Source organism: candidate division KSB1 bacterium, assembly GCA_034506395.1.
Taxonomy (GTDB): Bacteria; Zhuqueibacterota; Zhuqueibacteria; order Thermofontimicrobiales; family Thermofontimicrobiaceae; genus Thermofontimicrobium.
On sequence record JAPDPQ010000068.1, the window covers coordinates 1 to 5,167 of the forward strand.

Annotated in this window: 3 protein-coding genes; 1 reads left to right on the forward strand and 2 read right to left on the reverse strand. The window is 42.2% G+C overall.

All coding sequences use genetic code 11. From position 1 onward, the window contains the following. Positions 1-3,589: hypothetical protein (locus ONB37_20145; protein ID MDZ7402474.1), on the reverse strand; the 3,589-nt coding region annotated here is incomplete at its 3' end. A 705-nt stretch (positions 3,590-4,294) separates the two neighbouring features. Then, a complete protein-coding gene (locus ONB37_20150) occupies positions 4,295-4,780 on the reverse strand; it encodes a hypothetical protein (GenBank protein MDZ7402475.1) in 486 nt (161 codons plus the stop codon). Between the two features lie 148 nt (positions 4,781-4,928). Here ONB37_20150 and ONB37_20155 point away from each other — a divergent pair. Beyond that, on the forward strand, positions 4,929-5,167 hold a 239-nt coding region (locus ONB37_20155), incomplete at its 3' end, for a glycosyl transferase family 1 (GenBank protein ID MDZ7402476.1).

Below are 5,167 nucleotides of genomic sequence, written 5' to 3' on the forward strand. Positions count from 1 at the left end.
TATTCCATGTGCCAACAACGGTCTCACCCTTCTTTGCAACACCAACTGCAAAGATGTCATTTAGACCATCGTTGTCAATCTCACCATCAACGATCACATGACCTAATAAATCGTCACCGATCAGGACATCCCCGGCGAGATCAGAGTTACCTGCTGTCCCGAAACTTCTGAGCCGAATGGCATTAGAACCAGCCACACCCACGCTTCCTGTTACTGCAAGGGCGACATCAGTGCCATCAGTAGCGTTTCCAAGATCGCCATCAATCTGAACAGATGTTAGATTGGCCGAGGAATTTGCCATCCAGACGCCATTGTTATTGCCTGCGACATCATCTGTAGCGTTTGCCTCCAGGAAATCCTCAGGAACAACTGAATCATCAACACCAGGAATTCCAATATTAAATCCCACTGAAATACTCCAGACATCTGCGGGTATTCCATTTGCAGTATTTGAATCAGTCACAGTAACTGTTCCGAGGGGACCAGCCACCTCGATAAATCCTATAATAGGCACTCCTGGAGCAGGATTTTCCCCGGTTTCTGTGATGCTTGCAACACCAACGGTGGATTCAAAGCCCCAGGCTGGGAGTTGCACATTCCCTACAATAAATCCATCACCTGCTCCACCTACATTATTCCCAAGGACAACTCCATCGTCATTGCCATCGATGTAGTCAATGGTGGCGGTAGCGGCCTGTGTTGCATGAGCAGTTACATATATAGCCTCACCAAAGGGTTTCGTCACATCTGTTGTGAAGAAATAGCCTGCAGTACTCCCTGCAGGAGCGGTGATTACAACGTTTAGTGCCTCAGTGACGGTTACTTCAACAAGTGAAAAATTGGGAAGATTTGCAAGGTTACCTTCCAATCCAAAGGCACCAAGGGACTCTGCCTCAACAACACTTAATGGGATTACTCCACCCTCAAAGAACATTGAGGAAATATCTCCTAAGTTATTGGCCGCTGCTCCGGTGTCAAAATCAATGTAACCTGGACCACTGCTAAAGCCATCTGATATTCCAAGCCATCCATCAACCGTCAAAGTGCCGAGGTTTGCCTCTTTCTCAGGAGTCACATTTCCATCATTATTAGCACCAGGGCCTGGAAATGCCCATGGAAAGGGGTGGAAGAATGGAGGTCCTGCGAAAAAATTATTAGAATCATCGACATCAATTCCATTTAAATCGACAAGGGCTGAGCTCGATGATGGGTCTGTCGGGGTAGCGACCGAGGCAGTATATATGTATAGGTCAGTTGCCGATGTTGTACCTGTTACATTCATCATCCCAACATCAGGGGTTGCTCCGAATCCCAAACCAATTCCAAAGTAAATAGCTGCACTTGTAAATGGCCCTGTTACGTCGATTGTATAGACCGTTCCAGTACCGGCATCGATAAATGAAGCGATCGGAGATGATGCAGTCGCCGCATAGGCAACGAAGAATCCAGTAAGAGTTCCAGTCCCTGTTGTGGTAACAACATCAATATCACCATCCGCCTCAGCCTTCACAATCGTTATATCACCGTCGGATCCACCTGCAGTGATGTTGCTGAGATCTCCACCTGAAATGAGATTTGTAATAGTTATATCCCCGCCTGCTGTAATATCTCCGATTGAAGGACCCGTAGGAGCGACATCAGCCCCATCATCGGTAGTAATTGTTGTTACATTAATATCTCTCCCGGCTGTGATACTTGCAATGCCAGTCCCATTTGTATCTCCATCAGAGTTACCATTAATGGTGCCTGAAGTAATATCCTGACCGGCACTAATAGCGCCGATCCCGTTTGCAGCAATTATGTTTCCAGTAATATCACTCGCTGCGCCTGTGGCAGTTATGGTTCCAATTGTTCCGCCTGCAGTGATTGCGCTTGTAATACTTCCGGCCTGAGCTAAAATGCTACCAATAGAACCGGTGCCCGCTGTAATGGCTGGACTCGTAATGGCTGTTCCTGCGGTAATATTGCCAATGCTTGAACCCGCTACGATAGCCCCAGTGATGTTTCCAGTTGTGGCGGTAATATTGCCAATGGAGGTACCGGCAGTTAGTGCACCAGTAATGTCTGAGCTCGCCTGAACGCTTCCAATGGAACCCGCTGTAGCTGTAATTGCAGCATCGATATCACCGGTCACAGTAATATTTCCAATATTTCCTGTAGCTGTAATAATTGGCGCAGTTGAATCGATATCGCCAGTTACGATTATATTTCCAATCCCATTTCCTGCGGTAATACCACCTGCGGTGATTCCATCGGCTAACCCAGCCGCATTCGTCACTGTAATGTTACCAAATGATCCTGATCCATCCGCATCATCATCCGCATCCATGATGCCTGTAATTCTGCCCCCGACATTGAGGACTGTGCCAACGGCGTCATCAATATCTACCATTTTAAGATCATTCTCTACTGTACCAGCGTTAATGGTTGTAATGCTTCCAACGGTCCCTACAATATCAATATATGTGTCTACAGGGTCGGATGATCCAGATAACGCTCTTGTGGTAATTGTTCCTAATGTCCCAAAAGTCCCCAGTGAACCTGTAGAAATGATATTTATAATTCCCCCAAGGGAATAATCTGAAACATCTAAATCAACTCTATGTGTTGCCTCACCAAAATCATTAATGGTGATTTTACCATAATCATTACCAGTCGTATTTACATCAAAATTTCCAGTGCCGTCAGCATCAGTGACATTTAGGTCTAAAAATATGCTACCAATCCCTTCAAGGTAAATGGTTGAAGAGGTGCCAAGTTCCCCATCAATAGTAAAGATATCAAGGTCACCTTTATCAGCAGAGCCGGCAGCTGGAATTTGAACCGCATAAAACAGATTCCCTCCGACTGTTGCATTAACAAAGTTAACAGTAGCTGCACTGGCATCCATATCAATAGCATCAACGTCACTTCCGATGGCTGCAATTGCACCTGTATCACCAGTAGTGTCCCTAAAATCTCTACCCGCAAAACTGAAAGATTTTGTGCCAATATTTATAATGTTTACTCCACCATCTGTGAAAGCTTGACCTGTGGCAATAGTTACATTCCATGTATCTGCATCCGGGGCTGTACGTGCAACGGTGCTGGTTGAACCACCGCCTGCATCAACATCATTGAAAATGAGGGTTCCCCCAGCTTCCGTTTTCCCAAAATTTGTAAAAATTTGGGCATTTATTATCTCACCGCCTGTTCCATCACCTATAAGACCAATCTCATTAATCGTATCTGCGCCAGCGTTCTGTGTATAATCAATCTCAATCCCGTCTAATGCTGAATTGCCAGCAACTGCAACAACGAGAATAGAGCCTCCTGGTCCATCAAAAAGTGCTGCTTGGCCGTCAATAAGGACCACAGAGGCAGGTACGATTCGCTCTTCGAGGGGTTCGAGCATGAGCCGGCCTCGAAACTCCCTGCCGAAACTTCCCAACCTGCTCTCTCGAGCAAGCTTTCTCTCTTTCTTCAGTCTCTTATTTCTCGCTGTTCTCCCCCTTAATAAGGATTGCCAACCTCCAAAGAATCCATTCATTTTCTCAATCTTCTCTAAAAGACCTCTTTTCCGACTTTCGACTGCTGTTTGGGATGACATGATGTCTCCTCCTTTCTTTAGATAACCTTTATAAAAATTTTTTAAAAATTGGATTCAAAGTGAGTTTAAATAGAAAAATCCCTTCCCTTTCAGACCTATCATTTTCTGGAAAGGAAGGAAAAGTTTGAAATTTTATTTGAGAAGCTGAGATGGAATTGATCTTTTCACCCCCATTTAACCAGAAGAACTTCAGGATTGGAAATTTTTTTATCAGTCTGAATGGCACGCCCCTCCAGAACCATTTCAGACCGAATAAAATATTTTTAAATCCCTATAACAAAAAACCTAAGTGTTGTCAAGAAAAAATTTTATTTTTATTTGTTTTTATAGCAAAATTTTTGATTTAATCGTTTTTTTATACCAAAATTTTGAAGGATTGTTTTACCGAGTAACATATATGAAAAATTTTGTCAAGCCTTTTTAAAAAAATAAACTTTTAAAATTGAACATTTTTTTACCATATTATAGATTAACTTGTCAAGAAAAATTTTTATTAATTAAAATTCTTAGAGCATAAACTGTGCCAAAATGATTTTTAATTTAATGCAAATCTGATTAATCTTTAAAAAATATATCAATTTTGCCCTCCCAATCTTTCGAAGGTAAAGGTCAGGGTTGAGAAAAATTTTGCTAAATTTTGACCATTAACGTTCAAATATGTAACTTCCAAATTCAATAGCTCTTATTATTTTTAGCTTAATTTTTTTACAATAAATTATAGCGTCTGAGCACCTCTGCTACCTTTTCATCTGTCTCTGCAAGGCTTTTAAGAGAAGAGATAACCTTATCGATTTTCCATTCTTCGAGCTCTTTCACTCTGCTCTCAAAGGGTCTGATCATACTCCTTCGATCCCAGATTGCAAAACCAATGGTAGAGGCAGTAATCGATGCAAAGATGGCCGCAAGAATCCAAAGAAAGTTAAAGAGCTGATCGATCTGTTTTCCGACCTGCTCGAATCGCTTGTCGACCTGCTCGAATCGCTTGTCAATCTGCTCGAATCGCTTGTCAATCTGTTCGAATCGCTTGTCAATCTGTTCGAATCTTTTATCAATCTCTTCAACCTTTATTTTTAAAGTGATAAGGAGCTCCCTGTCTTTTTGTGTAAATCCATCTGTTGCCTTTGCAGCAGTGGCTATAGAAAAAATAAAGATCAAAATTAAAAAAAGGTGCAATCTCTGTTGAGGGGGCATTTAATTTCTCCTGATAAATCCAATCTTTTATCTTACCTTCATATTGATTTTATCATAGCAAAGAGATATAAATCAGTCAAATAAAATTTTGCCTATCTCCGCTGAAGATTTGATTCTATGAATTTGGGTCAATATCAATAAATCATAAATGATAGAGCGAATTCTATTTGCCTCGACTTACTGTCTTCTTGATAGAGCAAGTGGTGCAGCCATTTCAACCCTTGAACTGCTAAGGGAGCTTGCCAAGCAAGGATTTCATTGTGAAGTGGTTTCTGCCTCGATCTTCGACCCCGAACGAGAGGTTTCGCTTGATGAGATCATCACGGGACAAGAATCTGCAGATGGTTCATTAATCGATATAAACGATGGCCTGATCCGACACACCAT

What these genes read in the sequence shown, in the direction of transcription:
- ONB37_20150 (MDZ7402475.1), bottom strand. Translation starts at nt 4,780, where the DNA reads ATGCCCCCTCAACAGAGATTGCACCTTTTTTTAATTTTGATCTTTATT.